The sequence below is a fragment of the Dokdonella sp. genome (assembly GCF_019634775.1).
Classification (GTDB): Bacteria; Pseudomonadota; Gammaproteobacteria; order Xanthomonadales; family Rhodanobacteraceae; genus Dokdonella.
The window spans coordinates 12048-28077 of sequence record NZ_JAHCAS010000001.1; the positions used below are offsets into that span (position 1 = coordinate 12048).

Genomic DNA, 16030 nt, shown 5'->3' on the forward strand with positions numbered 1-16030 from the left:
GCGATTTCCGGGCATGGCCTCGCGAGCGCCACCCCTCCGAACCCTGCGTTTTCACCCCTGCCGCCGCCTCTCCGTTCTCCGTTTTCTCTGGTGGTCTCGCGAGCGTTCGCGAGGGCACTTCCTGTATTGGCGCGGGTTTAGGTGCCAAAGGTTGTGGCTGGCAACTCCTGTTGCGGTGGCGACCGAGAGCCGGTCAGGCGCAAAAAAACCGCCCGGAGGCGGTTGCTGGCGCTGGGCTCGACGCCATCACACGGGCGGCGCGAGCACCCGCATCTGATCGCTCCACGAGAGCCGCCGCGTGTCGGCTACCAGTTCATCCAGCAATAGAAATCGCTGTAGTCCTCACACAGGAAACGCTCCCAGCGTGCGATGGTCGCGCGCAGGCTGTCGACCTCCCATTCCTTGACGTCCGGTGACGCAAGACGGAGTTCGTGCTGGCGCCTGCGATCCGCCACCCAGTCCGCAAATCGCGCCGGTTCCAGGGTCCGGAGCCGCTGCGCAAGCGCGGAGATCATTCGTTCAGTCTCGCGGATTTCTTCGGTCACCTTGTCCCAGGCGGCCTGATCATCAGGCCCGTAGCTCGGCGAACGCTCGCTGGCGCCCCAGTAGTAGATGGAGAGCCCCCATAATTCCTGACGACGGCGCAGCAATTCCTCCAGCCTCTCCAGCGGATCACCATTCAAAGGGCACGCCTCCCGAGAAAAAGTGAGAGAAACTAACGAGGCTCCGCCTCAGACCGACAAGCATGCCTGCTTCGATGGAGGCTGTCTTGTCTCCACACCCCCTGCGTCGCGCGCGTGAGTCACTCGACAACCCCTGGTCTGCGCTGCGCGCGCCGCCGCCCCCTTGACTCAAGGGGGCTCCACTGGGCGCTGTCGCAGCCAGCGGCGCAAGGTCTTGAGGCTGACTTGCCAGCGGTCGGCCACGTGCTTTTCGGTCATCACGGGGTAGTGCATCTTTTTCTCCTGAACAGATGACCCCATGACAACGCTGTTCACCGTTGAAGCCAAGCTCGGGATTGATCAAGCCTTGACGGAATTCAAACGCAGCATCAGCGTCATCGGATGGAGCGGCGACGCCTGAAAACCGTAGTGCTCGTAGAACGCCTTGGCGTGGTCGTGCAGTGCGTGCACCAGCAGCGCCCGGACACCAGCATTCTGCGAGACCATCACAGCGCGATGAACCGCGTCCTGCAATAGCGCCCCGCTCAACTGGATGCCTTGGGCGCGATGGTCGATGGCCAGTCTGGCAAGCACCACTCTGTTTCTGCGAAGGAGGACTTCGCATCTCACCCGCTTCAGGGTACGCCGACAGTGCCGGCAACGAGGACGAGGGGTGCAGCCCTCACTGCCATGGTGGTTGGCTAAGCCCGAGGTGAGCGCTGCCTGCGCGGGGACGTTCCGTTGCGCGGGACGGCTTCGCCGGCAAAGCGCGCGAGGGTGGCGGCGGCGTCGCCGGCGCCGATGTCGTCGTCCCAGTCCTCCATCAGGGTGAGCAGGACGAGCTTCTCGAACTCCTCGCCGAAGCGCACGGCGACGGCATCCGGGTCGCGCACGCGCTTGGCGTCGCCGATGATGCCGAAGTGCACGCGGCCGTTGTAGCTGAGGATCGACACGCCGACGCCGATCGAGCCGGTCTGCGGTACCCAGAACATCAGTTCGCGCACTTCGACGCCGGCCAGGAACAGCGGTTGTTGCGGGCCAGGAACATTGGTTGCCACCGTGCTCGCCTTGCGGCTGAACAGTTCGAGTGCTGGCCCCTGCACGGCCGCCGGCGCCATGCCGACCAGGGCGAGCAGACCGAGTGTCACCATGGCCTGGCGCGAACGCTTGAGCTCGCGCATGCCGGCGGCGACGCGTTCGAGGCGACGCAGCGGATTCGCTTCGCCGATCGGCAGTTCGAGGAAGACCAGACCGAAATGATTGCCGAGCTTCTTCGCGTGTTCGAGTGGACGCAGGTTGACCGGCACGGTCGCGCGGATGGTCAAGCCGTCGACGTCGTCGCCGATATCGCGCAGGTAGCCACGCAGCGCGCCGCTGGCGCAGGCGAGCAGGACGTCGTTGACCGTGCAGCCGAGCGTGCGGCCGAGCGTCTTGACCTCCTCCAGCGGCAGCGGCTCGGCCCAGGCCACGCGCTTGACCACGCCGAGCGGGCCCTTCAGGTGCGTGGCCGGATCGTCGGCGAGGCTGAGCGCGACCGCGAGTTCGCGCGTGATCTCGCCGCCCTCACGCGCGAACTCCGCGGCGGCAGCGGGATCGGAGGCCAGGTGCCCGACCGTTTCCCAGGCCTTGACGCCCAGCTTCATGGCCTTGCCCAGACCCGCCTGCGCCGGTTCGAGCATGCGCTGCCACACGCTGCCGCCGTCGCGCTTGAGCCAGGTCCGTGCAAGTTCCGTCTTCTGGCTCGCATTGGTGCTGGTGTCGGTCAACGACAGCAGCACCTGCACCAGGGCCAGGCCATCGGCGTAGCAGTGGTGAATGCGCGCGACCAGCACGCCGCCGCCGCGGTAGTTCTCGACGAGATGGAACTGCCACAACGGCTTGGAATGGTCGAGCGGCGTCGAGGCGAGCTCGCCGACGAAGATTTCCAGTTCACGTTTGTCGGCCGCACCGGGCAGCGCGCAGACTCGCAGATGCCAGTCGAGATCGAAATCGGCATCGGTTTCCCAGTAGGTCGACGTGCCGGCGCTGGTCGCTTTCTGGCGGAAGCGGCGGAAGGCGAGGAAGCGTTCGCCGAGCAAGGTCTTGATCGCGGCCGGATCGAGCGGGCCGGTGAACATCAGCACGCCGGTGATCATCATCAGGTTGGTCGGACGTTCCATGCGCAACCAGGCCGTATCGACCTTGGACATCGCCTCGCGACCGCCACCAGCCGTCTCGAACATCGCCACCTCCGTCATGCCGCCGCGCGACGCACGGCGGCGAGGGCTGCCCGGCCGCGCCGCGTCACGGCGCGATCGGAGCGTCCCTAGCATCGACGCCCGTCAGACAAAACGCAATGATGTCGTCAGGCTGCGCCCGTCGTGCCAGCCACGATCACACGCTTGCGCCCCGCGCACTTGGCGGCGTACGGCACGCGATCGGCAGCGACAACCAGGGCCGCACCGTCGCCGCGGCGACGCCGATGCTCAGCGTGACCCACGGCGCCACCGTCGAGGTCGGATGGTCCAGGCACGGCGACTCGATCTCAACGCGCAGCCGTTCGGCACGCCGGCCCGCCTCGGCTTCGCCGCAGGCCGGGAACAGCAGGGCGAACGCCTCGGGATGCGCTGACCCATTCCGTAACGGCGTCATGCGCATCCGCAAGGTTCGCAGCATGGTGGGCGTGGCGAAATGCAGGCCGACTGCCTGGACGAACGGCGTTCGCCGCGTCACGGGCGTTGTGGAATGGATCGGAGCATCCCGAATCCTGCCGGGTCTTGCCCGCGGAATGCCACAAGCGCGCGGCTATACTGCACCGCGCACGCCACGCGTGCGTCCCGCCGTGCACGCCAACACTGGAAGGTTCCGCGATGCTCTCCTGCCCGTCCCTGCTGCGCCCGAATCGCCTGCTCGTCCTGCTGCCCCTGCTTGTGCTCGCCGCCTGCGGCAAACCGCCGACGAACGTGCCCGAAGTGCAGGTGCCGGAACCGGTCACGGCGCAAGCGGCGAGCGAGCAAGTGCAGGACTTCGCCCTGGTTTCCGCGCGCCCCGAGCAGCACGAGGGCCGGCTCGCGCTGACCCTCGAGTTCTCGCGCCGGCTGACCGGCACGCAGGCCTTCGATGACCTCATCACGGTCAAGCGCGAAGGCAGTGAAACAACCACCGGCAGCTGGGTGCTCGACGAGGACGCGAAGACACTGCGCTTCCCGTTCGTGAAGGCCGATGCGAACTACACGGTCACGCTCAAGCCCGGCCTGACCGCGGTCGACGGCAGCACGCTCGGCGAGATCACCAAGGATGTCCACACCGGCCCGCTCGAACCGGCGGTCGGTTTCGCCGCGCAGGGCAGTGTGCTGCCGGCACGTGATACGCGCGGCCTGCCGGTGGTGTCGGTCAACGTCAGCGAGATCGACGTCGAGTTTCTGCGCGTACGCGACAGCGAGGTGGCGAACTTCTTCGCCGCCTACCAGAAGAATGGCAAGCGCAGCACCTGGGAACTCGATCCTCGCTACGGCTGGTACAACCGCCAGGGCAAGCCGGTGGCCACGATCGCCGAGTCGGTGTACGCGAACCGCTTCGCCCTGACCAGCAAGCAGAACGAGCGCGCGCTGAACTACCTGCCGATCCAGAACATCAACGAGCTGGCCCAGCCGGGCCTGTACTTCGCCACGCTCAAGCGCGCCGGCAGTTTCGAGGACGAACTCGAGACGAGCTTCTTCTTCGTCAGCGACATCGGTGTGCACACGCGCGCCTACAAGGATTCGTTGTTCGTGCACGCCGCTTCGCTGAAGTCCGGCGAGGCAATTGGCGGCGTCCAGTTCCAGATGATCGATGGCGCAGGCAACATCGTCGCCCAGGCCCGTGCCGACGAGTTCGGCAACGCGATGCTGGCCTGGACGCTCGACGCAGCGCACGTGCTGGTCGCGCGCAGCGGGCGCGACGTCTCGTTCGTGCCTTTCAACCAGCCCGCCCTCGATCTTTCCGAGTTCGCCGTCGCCGGGCGCAAGCAGGCCTGGTTCGATGTGTTCGCCTGGTCGGGTCGCGATCTCTACCGCCCGGGCGAGACGGTGCGCCTGTCGGCCTTGCTGCGCGACTTCGACGGCCGGCCGATCAAGCCACAGCCGCTGTTCGTGTCGCTGAAGCAGCCGGATGGCCGGCTGTACGCCGAAGCACGTCTGGAACCGAAGGACCTCGGTTATTTCGAGTGGTCGCGCGAGATTCCCGCCGATGCGCCGACCGGGCGCTGGCAGGTGGAGTTCCGCACCGATCCGAAGAGCAAGGAAATCAGCCAGGGCATGACCCTGCGCATCGAGGAGTTCCTGCCCGAACGCCTCAAGCTCGAGCTCGCCAGCGCGCAGCCAACGCTCGCCCCCGCCGAAGCCCTGAAACTGGAGGTGCAGGGTGACTACCTCTACGGCGCACCGGCCGCTGGCAACCGCTTCAGCGCACGCCTGGTCCTCGCCCCGGACCCGCATCCGGTTGCGGAACACAAGGATTTCTTCTTCGGCGATCCGCTGGTCGAACTGCCGAAGGAAGCGAAGGACATCATCGATGTCACGCTCGACGACAAGGGCCACGCGAGCGAGGAGATCACACTGCTGGACGCGACCGCAGTGAAGGCACCAGTGCTCGCCCTTGTCTCCGGCAGTGTCTACGAGACCGGCGGACGCACGGTCACGCGCACGCTCAAGCGCACGATCTGGCCGGCCGATGCGCTGGTCGGCGTGCGTCCGCTGTTCGATCCGAAGGACGGTGCCGACGCCAACGCGCGGGCCGGCTTCGAGCTGATCCGCAGCAATGCGGCCGGCGAACGCCTGGCCGGCGCCGGCCTCAAGCTCACCCTCGTGCGCGAACGCCGCGACTACCACTGGGTGTGGGACAGCGAAAGTGGTTGGCGCTTCAACTACAAGCAGAGCTACGACAACCTCGAGACGCGCACGCTCGATGCCGAAGCCGGCAAGGCGATCCGCTTCGACGTGGCGGTCGAATGGGGCGGCTACCGCATCGAGATCGAAGACCCGGCGACCGGTCTGGTCATGCGTTATCCGTTCACCGCCGGCTGGAGCTGGAACGACGACAACCGCGGCAGCGAGGCGCGCCCGGACAAGGTCAAGCTCGCCCTCGACAAGCAGGCCTACCGCGCCGGTGACACGCTCAAGGTCACCCTGACGCCGCCGCATGCCGGCCCCGGCGTTCTGATCGTCGAATCGGACAGGATGCTGTACACGCGCAACATCCAGGCCAAGGCCGGCGCGACCTTCGAGATCCCGGTCACCGAGGACTGGGAGCGCCACGATGTGTACCTGACCGCATTGGTGTTCCGCGGCGGCTCGGCGACCGAACGCATCACGCCGGCCCGCGCGGTCGGCGAGGCCTTCGTGCCGATCGATCGCAGCGAGCGCCGTGTCGTCGCCAGCATCGAAGCGCCAACACTGATGAAGCCACAGGCCGACCTGCCGGTCACGGTCAAGGCTCCGGCGCTGGCCGGCAGAAAGGCCTATGTCACCGTGTCCGCGGTCGACGTCGGCATTCTCAATATCACGCGCTTCGCCGTGCCCGATGCGATCGACTGGTTCTTCGCCCAGCGCCGCCTCGGCATCGACGCCTGGGATCTGTATGGCCGCGTGATCGAAAGCTTCGACGGCGGCCTCGCCCGCCTGCGCTACGGCGGTGACATGGCGCTCGATGCGCTGCCGCAAGCACGCCGGCCGACCGCGAAAGTGCTCACCGTGGATCTCTACTCCGGCGCGGTCGAACTTGACGCGCAGGGCAACGCTAAGCTCGCCCTGCCCGTGCCGGACTTCAACGGCACCCTGCGCGTCAGCGCGCTGGTATTCGGCGAGGACCGCTACGGCAAGGCCGACGTCGAAACGGTGGTGCGCGCACCGCTGGTCGCCGAAATCAGCTCGCCGCGCGTGATGGCACCGGGCGACACCGCCGCGGTCGCGCTCGACCTGCAGAACTTCTCCGGCGGCGAGCGCACGTTCAAGGTCCGCGTCAGCGGTGAGGGCCCGATTGCCGTGCGCGACGGCGAACGCAGTGTCACCCTGGCCGACAACGCCAAGACCACGCTGTCGGTGCCGCTGCTCGCCACCGAGGGCTATGGCATCGGCCGCATCCGCGTGACCGCCGAGGCGACGCAGGGCGGTGAGCCGATCCGCGTCGACCGCCGCTTCGAATTGGTCGTGCGCGCCGGCTGGCCGGCCATCGTGCGCTCGACCACGCAATCACTCGACACGCTCGCGCCGGTCACGCTCGGCAGCGGCACGCTCGACGGCCTCATCGCCGACTCCGTGCAGGCACGCCTGACCGTCAGCAGCCTGCCGCCGCTGCCGTTCGCGACCGCACTCAAGGGCCTGCTCGAGTATCCGTACGGCTGCGTCGAGCAGACCACGAGCAAGGGCTTCGCTGCCTTGCTGCTCGACGAGGCGACCGCGGCGAAACTGCACGTCGAAGGACTCGGCGCCGAACAGCGCCGCGAGCGCGTCGAAGGCGCGATCGGCCGCATCGCCTCGATGCAGGCCGCCAACGGACACTACTCGTTCTGGGGCGGCGACACCGGCGTCAATCCCTTCCTCACGCCGTACGTGACCGAGTTCCTGCTCGATGCGCGCGACGAGGGTTTCAACGTGCCCGAGGCGGTGCTGCAGAAATCGCTGGAACGCCTGTCCGAGGATCTGCTCGCCGGTGGCCATCCGTACTACGCCTACGACGAGTCCGACCACCTGCGCTTCGCCGACCAGGCCTGGTCGGGCTACGTGCTCGCACGGGTCAAGCGCGCGCCGCTCGGCACGCTGCGCGCGCTGTTCGACAACGAGCGCGGCAAGGCCAAGACACCACTGCCGCTGGTCCATCTCGGTGTCGCTCTCAAGCTGATGGGCGACGAGCCACGCGCGGCCAAGGCCGTCGAGGAAGCCTTCACCACGACTTACGAGCGTCCGCGCTGGCTCGGCGACTACGGCTCCGAACTGCGCGACGGCGCGCTGATGGTCAGCCTGGTACAGCGCCATGGCCTGTCGAAGCCCGAGTACGGCGGCCGCGTGTTCGAGCTTGCGCGCCTGCTCAAGGTCGGCCAGCGCCAGGCCGAGCAGTACCGCTGGAACATCAACGGCCGCCTGTACCTCAGCACGCAGGAACAGATCGCCATCGCGCGCCTCGGCAAGGGCCTGATCGCCGACGGCGACACGGTCGTCTCGGGCACGCTGGCGATCGGCGCGGAATCGACGCCAGTTTCGCCGGATCGCATCTGGAGCCGCGGCTTCGACGCCGCCGCGCTGCGCGCCGGCGTGCGCATGACGCCGAACGGCACGCTACCGCTGTACGTGTCCACTGATGTCGCCGGCGTGCCGCGCTCGGCACCGGCGGCCGACGACAGCATGGTCGCGATCACGCGCAGCTGGTACACGCTCGACGGCAAGCCGTGGCAACCGGGACCGCTGAAGGAAGGCGACGGACTGATCGTCGGCCTGCGCATCGAGGCACGCGAAGCGATGCCGGATGCCTTGCTCGTCGATCTGCTGCCGGGTGGACTCGAAATCGAGAACTTCAACCTGACCGAAGCCGACCAGTGGGCCGACGTCGTCGTCGACGGCATCAGCATGAGCGAGCGCAGCAGCGCCGCCGACGTGCAGCACGAGGAGTTCCGCGATGACCGCTACGTCGCCGCGCTGAAACTCGACCGCGGCCAGCGCGTGAACGTGTTCTACCTGGTGCGCGCGGTCTCGCCCGGCAGCTTCCTCGTGCCGCCGCCGCAGGTCGAGGACATGTACCGCCCCGGCGTGCGCGGCATCGGCCGCTCGTCGATCACCTCGATCAAGGTGGTCCAGCCCTGATGCGGATCCGGCGCATGCCGGATTCCACGCACGATGAATGCAATCTTCCCCCGCAGGAGCCCGCTTACGGGCGATGCTTTTTCGGCACGTCCCAACGGAGCATCGCCCGTCAACGGGCTCCCGCGCAGGATTTTTCTTTTCACCGCCGCGCTGCTCATCGCCGCAGTGGTGCTCGACCGGCTGTTCCCGCTGCCGCTGCCGGATGACCGCGGCGACGGCACGGTCGTGCTGGCGCGCGATGGTTCGCCGTTGCGCGCATTCGCCGATGCCGAGGGCATCTGGCGCCATCCGGTCACGCCGGTCGAGGTCTCGCCGCTCTACCTCGACGCGCTGATCGGTTACGAGGACCGCTGGTTCGAACATCATCCCGGCGTCAATCCGGTCGCGATGGCGCGCGCGTTCGCGCAGATGGTCGCCAGCAGGCGCATCGTCTCGGGCGGTTCGACCCTGACCATGCAGGTCGCGCGCATCCTCGAACCGCAGACGCGCAGCCTCGGCGGCAAGCTGCAACAGGTGCTGCGCGCGTTCCAGCTCGAAGCGCATCTGTCCAAGCGCGAGATCCTCACGCTCTATCTCGACCGCGCACCGTTCGGCGGCACCCTGCAGGGCGTCGAGGCGGCGGCCTGGGCCTATCTCGGCAAGCCGGCGCGGCGCCTCTCGCATGCCGAAGCCGCGCTGCTCGCCGTGCTGCCGCAGGCGCCGAGCCGCCTGCGCCCGGATCGCGCACCCGAAGCGGCACGCGCCGCCCGCGACAAGGTGCTCGACCGCATGGCTGCGCTCGGCGTGTGGAGTGAGGCCGAGGTGCGCGAGGCGCGCATCGAGACCGTCGTCGCGCGCACGCTGCAACCGCCGCTGGCCGCCGCCCTGCTCGCCGAACGTCTGCGCGCCGCGTACCCGCGCGAGCGACGCATCGCCACAACGATCGACGCCGAACTGCAACGCGCGCTCGAAGGCCGCGTACGCGACTACCTGTCGCGCCTGCCCGAGCGCACTTCGGCGGCCGTGCTGGTCGTCGACAACAGCGATCTCGCCGCGCTCGCCTATGTTGGCTCCGGCCAGTTCGGCGATGCCGGCCGCCTCGGCCACGTCGACATGGTGCGCGCCTGGCGTTCGCCCGGTTCGACCCTCAAGCCGTTCCTCTACGGCCTCGCCCTCGACGACGGCCTCGTGCATTCGGAAAGCCTGCTCGTCGACGCGCCGCAATCGTTCGGCAACTACCGGCCCGGCAATTTCGACATGGCCTACAACGGTCCGGTCGGCGTCGCCGAGGCATTGCGCCTTTCGCTCAACGTGCCGGCGGTCGACCTGCTCGACCGCGTCGGTCCCGCGCGCTTCGCCGGCCGCCTCGCCAATGCCGGTCTCGACCTGCGCCTGCCGCGCGGCGCAACGCCGAACCTGTCGATCATCCTCGGCGGCACCGGCGTGCGCATGGAAGATCTGGTCGGCGCGTTCAGCGCGTTCAACCGCGACGGCCTCGCCGGCCGCGTGCGCTACCGGCCCGACGACGAAACCGTCGAGCGCCGCCTGCTCTCGCCGGGCGCAGCCTGGATCGTGCGGCGCATGCTCGAGGACAACCCGCGCCCCGGCTACCGGCCCGGCACCTTCGACACCGGCAGTCGTGCGCGCGTGGCCTGGAAGACCGGCACGAGCTATGGCTTCCGCGATGCCTGGGCGGTCGGCGGCACGCGCCGGCACACGCTGGCGGTATGGGTCGGCCGACCCGACGGCACGCCGCTGCCCGGCCAGTACGGCGCGGTGACCGCGCTGCCGTTGTTCTTCCAGATCGCCGATGGCCTGCCGCACGGCGCGCTCGCGAATGTCGCCGAGGCGCCGCCGCCCAGTGTCACGAAAGCCGACGTGTGCTGGCCGCTCGGCCTCGCTTTCGATGCAACGAATCCCGCGCTGTGCGCACGCAAGCACGAGGCCTGGATCATCGATGGCGTGATCCCGCCGACGCTGGCAGAGCGCGATGCGGCGTCGTGGCATGCCGGCCTCGTGCGCGTGAAGGTCGATGTCGACAGCGGCCGGCGCGTGCCGGCCGACTGTGCAGGCCATCGCACCCGCGAGGTCGAGATCGCGCGCTGGCCGGTGCTGGCCTACCCGTGGCTGTCGCGTGAACAGCGCCGTCGCGCCAGCCTGCCCGCGCTGGCTGCCGACTGCCGCGCCGATGCGCTCGAAGCCTTGCAGGCATTGCGCATCGAGGGCATTGCCGAAGGCGCCACCATCGCACGCGCACCGAACAGCCCGAACCCCGCCAGCGTGCAGCTGCGCGCGCTCGGCGCAGCAGGCGAAGTGAGCTGGCTGATCAACGGCCGCCTTGCCGCCATCACCGCGAACGACGCTGCCTTCGAACACGCCTTCACCGACACCGGCGCGCACACCATCACCGCAATGACGCCGGCGGGTGCGTGGGCACAGGTGCGCGTCCATGTGCTGCGTTGACGAACTTGCCCGTCCGCGCGGGCGGCGCGACGATCACGGTGCGTCGACTTGCGCGGGGAAGCGGATCTCCATTTCTTGCGCACCGCGGATCTCAGGATCGCGCGACTCCGGCGCATCAGAACGCTGCCCAGGCATCCACTTGCTCGTGAACACGCCACTGCGTATCGCCTTGGTCATGGCAGCCATGCCGATTGCTTCGGCCGGATCCGCCGATGATGCGGTAGTGCCGCTGGAAGACATCGTCGTGACTGTCATGCGCCACGAGGATGCCGCCCTCGAAGTGCCCGCCTCGATCGACGCGATTGCGATCGAACCGGGTCACTACAATCGCGCCGGCACTCACCTTTCCGAAGTGCTCGGACTCACCCCGGGCGTGTCCGTGCGCAATCGCCAGAACCATGCGCAGGACGAACAGCTCTCGATCCGCGGCTTCGGCGCGCGCGCCACCTTCGGCGTGCGCGGCGTGCGCCTGTATGCCGACGGGATTCCGGCCTCGATGCCCGATGGCTCCGGCCAGGTGTCGCATTTCTCCCTCGACGGCGCGCAGCGCATCGAGATACTGCGTGGCCCGTTCTCGGCGCTGTACGGCAATTCCTCCGGCGGCGTCATCCAGATCTTCAGCGCAACCGGCACCGACGAGGACCAATGGCGCGTCACCGGCCGCAGCGGCAGCGATGGATTCCGGCGCTTCGGCGTTTCCGGCCTCGGCAGGATCGGCGACACCGCCTACAACGTTTCACTGGCCCGATTCGAAACCGACGGCTTCCGCGACCACAGCGCCGCGCGACGCGACGCCGCCAACCTCAAGCTGGACCGTGACTTCGGTTCGCGCCGTCTTTCCCTGATCGCCAATGCCATCGACATGCCCGACGTGCAGGACCCGCTCGGCCTGACCTGGCAGCAGGTGCAGGACGATCCACGCCAGGCCACCGCTGCCGCACGGCAGTTCAATACGCGCAAATCCGTATCGCAGGCACAGGCCGGTCTCGCCTTCGAACAGGACATCGGGCACGCACACACGCTGCGCCTGCTCGGCTACAGCGGCAACCGCGCGGTCGAGCAGTTCCTCGCCATTCCAATCGCCCCCCAGGCCCATGCGCTGCACTCGGGAGGCGTGGTCGACCTCGGTACCAGTTACAACGGTCTCGATGCACGCTGGTCGTACTCGACCGAATTCGCGGACCGCAGCTTCAACCTCGTGGCGGGCCTGAACATCGACAGCCAAAACCAGACCCGGCGCGGCTACGAAAACTTCATCGGAACCACGCCCGGCGTACGCGGAGCATTGCGGCGCAACGAAAGGAACTCGGTGAAGGACTTCGACCAGTACCTGCAAGCCGACTGGCGCATCGGTGAACACTGGTCACTGCTCGCCGGTGTGCGCCGCAGCGCAGTGAAATTCGCTTCGCGCGATCGCTACATCGTCGGCGACAATCCTGACGACAGCGGCAGGGTGAAGTATTCCGCCACGACGCCGGTGGCGGGCCTGATGATCCACGCCAGCGACAGGCTGAAGCTGTACGCGAGCCATGGCGAAGGTTTCGAGACACCGACGTTCGCCGAGCTGTCCTATCGCGCCGATGGCGCGGCCGGCCTGGCCTTCGACCTCGTTCCCGCGACAAGCCGCAACCGCGAAGTCGGCCTGAAGTGGCAGCCAACCGGAAGGCTGTCGCTGGAAGCCGCGCTGTTCCGCGCCGACACCAACGACGAACTGGCAGTGGCACGCAACACGGGTGGGCGCTCCAGTTTCCGCAACATCGGCACGGCACGGCGCCAGGGCGCGGAGTTCTCCCTGGCGATGCAACTTGCGCAGCCCTTGTCGCTGCGCCTGGCCTGGACGCGCGTCGAGGCGCAGTTCCGCGCCGATTTCCTGGCCTGCACCGGAACGCCGTGCCTTGCGCCCGATACCCTAGTCGAGGCCGGCGCACCGATTCCGGGCGTGCCGCGCTCGCAACTCGCTGCGCGCCTGGAATGGAAACAAGGGGCGTGGCAGGCCGCGTTCGACGCGAGCCGCACCGGCGTCGTCGTGGCCAACGACATCGGCAGCGCGTTCGCGCCTGCCTGCACACTCGCCGGCCTCGAAGCCGCGCGCGGATTCGGCAGGCTGCGCCTGTCCGCGCGGCTCGACAACATGTTCGACAAGGCCTGCATCGGTTCGGTCATCGTCAACGAAGGCAATGGCCGCTACTACGAACCGGGCCCCGGCCGCCAATGGCTCGCAGGGGCGCAATGGATGTTCTGAACCAAGCCGAGAAGCATCGCCCCTGAAGGGGCTCCTGCGGGGGCATGTATTCATGCGCAGGAACTCGTTTACGGGCGATGCTTTTCGGATCGACGAGAGCATCGCCCCTGAAGGGGCTCCTACTCGGGTAACCCCTTCTCTTCGGGCTGGTAGAGGATGCGGGTCGCGGTCAGGCGCGTCGCACGACCGCCGGGCAGCGGCCATTCAATGGACTGGCCGACCGACAGGCCGAGCAGGGCGGCACCGACCGGGGCGAGCACGGAAACGTGGCCGAGCGACATGTCGGCTTCGTGCGGATAGACCAGGCGCAACACGCGCACCTCGCCGCTGGATTCGTCGCGGCACTCGACAATCGAGTTCATGGTGACCACGTCGGGTGGGATCGCCTCGGGTTCACGCACGTCGGCGCGCACGATCTCGTCCTCGAGGCGCTTGGCCGAGGCCGGAAGGTTGTCACCTGCATGCGCGAGCAGGGCTTCGAGCCGGCGCACATCGCGCGCGGACATGATGAGCGGGGGATTGGCGGGGGCGGCAGTCATGGCGTCGCGCGCACACGTGGACGTGTGCGTCCTTCAGGCGGGGGAATGGCGCCACCGTAGCCGCGTGCGTGAACAAGGTCAACCATGTCGCCGCGGCTTGACGACGCACGGTTCCACATCGGCGCCAGGCCCCGGATCGACAATCCGGCCCGGGGCCTGTTGCCGCAACCCGTTGGCTCAGTCTGCTTCGAACCCGTGCTTGAAGATGCGGTCGGTCACCACTTGCCGATAGGCCAGGGTGAACGTGCCCTGCGCGGTATTGTTGTAACCACGGACCTCCACGGTGCGCATCGTCGTCGATGCGCTGGTGAACTGGATCCGCGACTGCAGACCGCAATAGTCATCGTTGCTGATGACGCCGACCACGCTCATCAACGTGTCGAAGCTGGCCGTCCCTCCGCCCAACGCGTTGCACAGCGACAGTTCGTAGGTACGACCGGCGACGACTGGCAGATTGAGGCGCCAGATGCCGGACGGTCCGACACGACCGAGACTCCATGTGCGCCAGGCTTCGATCGGCGCCAGCGTCGCTGGAACGTTGTTGACGGTCAGTTGTACGTTCGGCGACGAGAAGGCCGAGTTGTTCTCGGTATCCTCGTCGCCGGTGAGACGCAGGTACAGGGCCGGATAATAGCGACCGACCGGCACCGTGGACGGAATCGTCGTCCCGCCCGGCGTATGGACGATGGTCGCCACAGGCGCCAGCGTGGTCCCGAACGTAGCCGTGCGCAGGTAGATGTACGGTTCGCTCCAGTCACGCCATGCGTGGGCAAGGTAGATCTCGACCTTCGGGTTGCTGAAGGTCGTGCGCCCGGGGTTTTCGATGTTGAAGCCTCCGAGCGCCAGCGAACTACCGTGCGTGATCGAGGTGCTCGACGAAAATGCCCCCGTGTAGCTCGCCTGCATCGACGCGCTATCGTCGGCAGTCCGGTACATCGAGACCAGGCCATCCAGGTTCGTCGACGCCGTACCCGGAAAGCTGGTGCGTGCCGCAGCCGTATCGTCCGCGTGCAGCATCGGCAAGCGGAACTGCTTCGGCGCATAGTTCATCACCGAATCAACCCAGACGCTGTAGAACTCCCAGGGATGGTCGAGCCCCCAGCCGTGACCGAGTTCGTGCAGCGCGGTCTGGCGGACGCCCCAGCAACTGCCAGCCTGCGTCGCCGAAACGAACTCGTCGAGTGTCCAGCAGTACGCCGGGTTGAAGGCGATGTCCACTTCGAGAATGACGCTGCCGCTCCAGCGCCGCCAGGCGACGGCCAGCGTGGACGCGCCCCAGCCTTCGCCGAACTGGTCGATCATCATCTGGTTCGTCGGCCAGCCGACCATCTCGAAGCGGTCGTTCTGCCACGCCCAGGTATCGAGCTGGCTGTTGCTGACGAGGTTCAGGTCATCGACGATGCGGTTCCACTTGATCATCATCGCCTGGTCGACGTGGCCCACCCACCAGTCTTCCGGCCACTGGTCCCATACGATCGGCCGGTTGGAGAGCCGCGCGACGTGCCAGGCTGGCGCGTCCGGCGTTGACACGTGGTCCTGGCTCGGTTCCGCGGCATCGTTGGCCTCGGGTGAGAGCGGTTCACCGGGAATCGGCGTCTCGATATCGGGTGCATCCTCTGCCGTCGGCTTGCGCGAGCCGGCGACGGTACCGCCCGCTCCTGCGGGCGAATAGGTCTTCGATGGCATCGGCCGCAGGCTCTGCGGATCCGCCCGGTGCACGCGCAGCGGCGGGTCGTTGCCCCGCAGCGCCAGCAGCGACTGCACCTCGCTGACGAGATCACTGAGCATGAGGCGATCGTTGCCCGACAAGGCGATGGCAACGCCATTCGTGTCGACGCGGTAGATGCCCTGACTGCCGCCGACGAACGGCGGAAACACTTCGCCACGGTCAGGGTCGAGGAACACGACATAGCGTTCGCCGACCCGCAGGCGCGGGTTGGACGTCATGTCCTGGCCTTCGTTGCCGATGGTGCCGCCACCCTGTGTGACGACGAACTCGAAACCGCCAATGCCGCCGTCGAGCAGGGTCTGCTCGATGCGAAAGCGGTAGTCCGTGACAATGAGGGTGCGCTTGGCATTCCAGCGCGACTGCGCCGACAGCAGCCTTGCCACGCTGATCGATTGCGCTTCGAGAACGAGGTCCGACGGCGTCATCGGCACCTCGTGCTGGGCGCTTGCCTGCGCCGCCATCGCCAGCACGCCCGCGGCAACCCAGCCCAGGCGGTGCCGCCAGTACGCGCGAATTGGACGTCCCACACCCGGTATTCCCCGACGACTCATGCCCGCTGCTCCTTGACCACGAATGGAATGCGCTGCGCTCCCGATGGGAACGAC

At 67.6% G+C, this 16030-nt stretch carries 10 protein-coding genes; 3 read left to right on the forward strand and 7 right to left on the reverse strand.

What is annotated here, in order from left to right:
• Positions 1–305: 305 nt before the first annotated feature.
• From KF907_RS00050 to KF907_RS00065, 4 genes are all read right to left on the reverse strand, one after another.
• A complete protein-coding gene (locus KF907_RS00050) occupies positions 306–683 on the reverse strand; it encodes a hypothetical protein (RefSeq protein ID WP_291216793.1) in 378 nt (125 codons plus the stop codon).
• Positions 684–1022: 339 nt separating this feature from the next.
• The gene (locus tag KF907_RS00055) at positions 1023–1256 is read right to left on the reverse strand and encodes a GNAT family N-acetyltransferase (RefSeq protein WP_343214746.1); all 234 of its coding nucleotides are present in this window, start codon (positions 1254–1256) and stop codon (positions 1023–1025) included.
• Positions 1257–1363: 107 nt separating this feature from the next.
• Positions 1364–2884, reverse strand: coding sequence for a WS/DGAT/MGAT family O-acyltransferase (locus KF907_RS00060; protein ID WP_291216796.1), 1521 nt, complete (start codon positions 2882–2884; stop codon positions 1364–1366).
• A 151-nt stretch (positions 2885–3035) separates the two neighbouring features.
• Positions 3036–3293, reverse strand: a complete 258-nt coding sequence (locus KF907_RS00065; RefSeq protein ID WP_291216798.1) for a hypothetical protein — start codon at positions 3291–3293, stop codon at positions 3036–3038.
• A gap of 218 nt (positions 3294–3511) precedes the next feature.
• Here KF907_RS00065 and KF907_RS00070 point away from each other — a divergent pair, with 218 nt between their 5' ends.
• Both KF907_RS00070 and pbpC read left to right on the forward strand, forming a co-directional pair.
• Entirely contained in the window at positions 3512–8473 is a 4962-nt protein-coding gene (locus tag KF907_RS00070) for an alpha-2-macroglobulin family protein (RefSeq protein ID WP_291216799.1), read from the forward strand.
• Between the two features lie 33 nt (positions 8474–8506).
• Positions 8507–10915, forward strand: coding sequence for a penicillin-binding protein 1C (pbpC, locus tag KF907_RS00075; RefSeq protein WP_472843805.1), 2409 nt, complete (start codon positions 8507–8509; stop codon positions 10913–10915).
• Positions 10916–10948: 33 nt separating this feature from the next.
• On the opposite strand, the gene KF907_RS00080 is transcribed toward pbpC, so the two are convergent.
• Complete coding sequence (locus tag KF907_RS00080; RefSeq protein ID WP_291216801.1) at positions 10949–11170, reverse strand: hypothetical protein; 222 nt, start codon at positions 11168–11170, stop codon at positions 10949–10951.
• On the opposite strand from KF907_RS00080, the gene KF907_RS00085 reads away from it, so the two are divergent.
• Positions 11091–13157 carry a TonB-dependent receptor family protein gene (locus tag KF907_RS00085; RefSeq protein ID WP_472843842.1) on the forward strand — a complete coding sequence of 689 codons (2067 nt, stop codon included), beginning with the start codon at positions 11091–11093 and terminating at the stop codon, positions 13155–13157. The genes KF907_RS00080 and KF907_RS00085 overlap by 80 nt on opposite strands.
• A gap of 119 nt (positions 13158–13276) precedes the next feature.
• On the opposite strand, the gene rnk is transcribed toward KF907_RS00085, so the two are convergent.
• Both rnk and KF907_RS00095 read right to left on the reverse strand, forming a co-directional pair.
• Entirely contained in the window at positions 13277–13696 is a 420-nt protein-coding gene (gene rnk / locus KF907_RS00090) for a nucleoside diphosphate kinase regulator (RefSeq protein ID WP_291216803.1), read from the reverse strand.
• A 177-nt stretch (positions 13697–13873) separates the two neighbouring features.
• Positions 13874–15976 (reverse strand): zinc metalloprotease, encoded by a 2103-nt coding sequence (locus KF907_RS00095; protein ID WP_291216804.1) that lies wholly within the window; start codon positions 15974–15976, stop codon positions 13874–13876.
• Positions 15977–16030: the final 54 nt, after the last annotated feature.

What these genes read in the sequence shown, in the direction of transcription:
- KF907_RS00060 (WP_291216796.1), bottom strand. Translation starts at nt 2,884, where the DNA reads ATGTTCGAGACGGCTGGTGGCGGTCGCGAGGCGATGTCCAAGGTCGAT.
- KF907_RS00065 (WP_291216798.1), bottom strand. Translation starts at nt 3,293, where the DNA reads ATGACGCCGTTACGGAATGGGTCAGCGCATCCCGAGGCGTTCGCCCTG.
- KF907_RS00070 (WP_291216799.1), top strand. Translation starts at nt 3,512, where the DNA reads ATGCTCTCCTGCCCGTCCCTGCTGCGCCCGAATCGCCTGCTCGTCCTG.
- pbpC (WP_472843805.1), top strand. Translation starts at nt 8,507, where the DNA reads ATGAATGCAATCTTCCCCCGCAGGAGCCCGCTTACGGGCGATGCTTTT.
- KF907_RS00085 (WP_472843842.1), top strand. Translation starts at nt 11,091, where the DNA reads ATGGCAGCCATGCCGATTGCTTCGGCCGGATCCGCCGATGATGCGGTA.
- KF907_RS00080 (WP_291216801.1), bottom strand. Translation starts at nt 11,170, where the DNA reads ATGACAGTCACGACGATGTCTTCCAGCGGCACTACCGCATCATCGGCG.
- rnk (WP_291216803.1), bottom strand. Translation starts at nt 13,696, where the DNA reads ATGACTGCCGCCCCCGCCAATCCCCCGCTCATCATGTCCGCGCGCGAT.
- KF907_RS00095 (WP_291216804.1), bottom strand. Translation starts at nt 15,976, where the DNA reads ATGAGTCGTCGGGGAATACCGGGTGTGGGACGTCCAATTCGCGCGTAC.